This window comes from Stieleria sp. (assembly GCF_041595215.1).
Classification (GTDB): domain Bacteria; phylum Planctomycetota; class Planctomycetia; order Pirellulales; family Pirellulaceae; genus Stieleria; species Stieleria magnilauensis.
Genome location: NZ_JBFHKV010001248.1, coordinates 1 through 2259, shown reverse-complemented (window position 1 = coordinate 2259; position 2259 = coordinate 1). Strand labels below are relative to the sequence as shown.

Annotated in this window: 2 protein-coding genes; both read left to right on the top strand. The window is 59.5% G+C overall.

Annotated features, from left to right (window positions below; all coding sequences use genetic code 11):
- Window positions 1-948 (top strand): putative collagen-binding domain-containing protein (locus ABX749_RS30170; RefSeq protein WP_372899299.1); only part of this gene is annotated, 948 nt, incomplete at its 5' end.
- Entirely contained in the window at window positions 921-1994 is a 1074-nt protein-coding gene (locus tag ABX749_RS30165; RefSeq protein ID WP_372899300.1) for a Kelch repeat-containing protein, read from the top strand. The genes ABX749_RS30170 and ABX749_RS30165, both read left to right, overlap by 28 nt.
- Window positions 1995-2259 lie beyond the last annotated feature (265 nt).

Below are 2259 nucleotides of genomic sequence, written 5' to 3'. Positions count from 1 at the left end.
GCGTCCGGCGGTGTTCCGGAAAGTCTCGACGGCGGCGATCTCGGTTCACAGCGCAAACTGTACTGCCGCGAATTGATCGCCCGCTACGGTCACAACCTGGCGCTCAACTGGAACCTGGGCGAAGAGAACACGCAGACGACTGAGCAACAACAGGCGATGATCAACTACATCGCCGAACTCGACGCCTACGGGCACAACATCGTCGTCCACACCTTCCCGTCGCAACAGGACCAAGTCTATCGACCACTGCTCGGTGATCGATCAAAACTGACCGGCGTTTCCCTGCAGAACAGCAGCCTGGAAACCACGCACGCGCAAACGGTCAAATGGGTTTTCGAATCCGCCAAAGCGGGCAAGCCTTGGATCGTCGCCTTCGACGAATCCGGCAGCGCCGCCCACGCCCAGTGCCCCGACCTCGGTTACAAAGGCTTTGACGGACACGACCGGACGGGCAAGATGGCGTACACCCAGCACAAAGTCCGCAAACAAACGCTGTGGGGAACCCTGATGGGCGGCGGTGCGGGCAATGAATACTACTTCGGTTACCAGTTCGACGAAAACGATATCGTTTGTGAAGACTGGCGCAGCCGCGATCAAAGTTGGGATTATTGCCGGATCGCGATCGGGTTCTTTCATGACCACCAAATCCCCTTTTGGGAAATGAAGAACGCCGATGAACTGATCGGAAATCCAGACCGAAAGCCGACGAAATACTGTTTCGCCAAAGCGGATGACACCTACCTGGTGTACCTCTGCGACGGCGGATCGTCGACGCTGGATCTGTCCGGCACCGCGGGAGACTATGACGTCCGCTGGTTCAACCCGCGTGATGGCGGAGCGCTGCAACCGGGCAGCACGCCCAGCGTTGCCGGCGGCGGTACCGTCTCCCTCGGCAAAGCCCCCTCCGATCCCGATCAAGACTGGTTGGTGGTCATAAAAAAAAAGTAGCCGCTGACTCGGGGCAAGCAGCCGACTCGGGGCGAACGGATCTGGGACAGACTGAAACGGGCAGCCGATGGCAGTGGGAAACCATCGATGCGATCGGCAGCCCGACGGCCCGCCACGAAGCCACCTTGGTGGCTTTCCGGAACAAGCTGTATCTGATCGGCGGGCGTCGGGTGAACCCGGTCGACGTCTACGACCCCGCGACGAACACGTGGACGGCGAAGTCAAAGACGCCGTTGGAACTGCACCATTTTCAAGCCGTGGTGGTGGGCGACGCGATCTACTTGATGGGGGCGATGACGGGGCCGTACCCCAACGAAACGCCGCTCGAAAAGATCGTCGTCTATTATCCCGATGAAGACCGTTTTGATTTCGTGCATGGTATTCCTGAGAGTCGGCGTCGCGGCGGTGCCGGAGCGGTCTACCATGACGGCATGATCTATCTGGTCGGCGGCATCACCAACGGACACATCGACGGTTTCCAGCCTTGGCTGGATCGATACGATCCGGTGACCGGCGATTGGGACGTTCTCGCCGATGCGCCCCACGCGCGGGATCACTTTCAAGCCGTTGTCTCAGGCAACCGTCTCTATTCGATCGCGGGCCGAACGACGTCAAAAGCGACTAACGAGGTGTTCAGCCGTGTCGTGGCGCCGGTTGATGTTTACGATATTAAAACCTCCCGTTGGCTTCCCGAATCCGAATGCCCAGTCCTTCCGACGCCGCGGGCAGGCAACATGGCCACCGTCTGGCAAAATGAAGTGATCGTCGGCGGAGGTGAGACGACACAGAAAACGGCGCACAACGACGTCGAAGCCTTTGACACGGTGTCGGGCACGTGGAGGTCATGGCCCGAACTCAATCGCGGACGTCACGGTTCGGGATTCGCGATTGTGGGCGAATACGTTTACACTGCGTCTGGATCGGGCAACCGCGGAGGGTCGCCGGAGTTGACGTCGATTGAACGATTGGAATTGCCGGTCGCGAAACCCGCCCCGTCATCCAGCACGCCCCATCGGGGGCGACTCCGAACAGCCACGGCGGACTGATCCATTTAAATTGCAATCGCTTGGTACTCGCGTCCTGCTGTGGCGGTGCGGGTGTGCGAATCTTCCTCCTAACCTTGTTGTGATCGGGTATGAAACGACGTCTCTTCTTGACCACGTTACAGTCACTCATCGTGTCCTGTGTCGCGGTGCTGCTGTGCCTCACCGTTGCCCCTTCAGGTTCGGTCGCAAGTGGCCAAGAAACAGGGGACGCCGCGTCGCAACATGTGAACGATCCCGACGCCAGTGATCCCCTCGATTCGGGCGT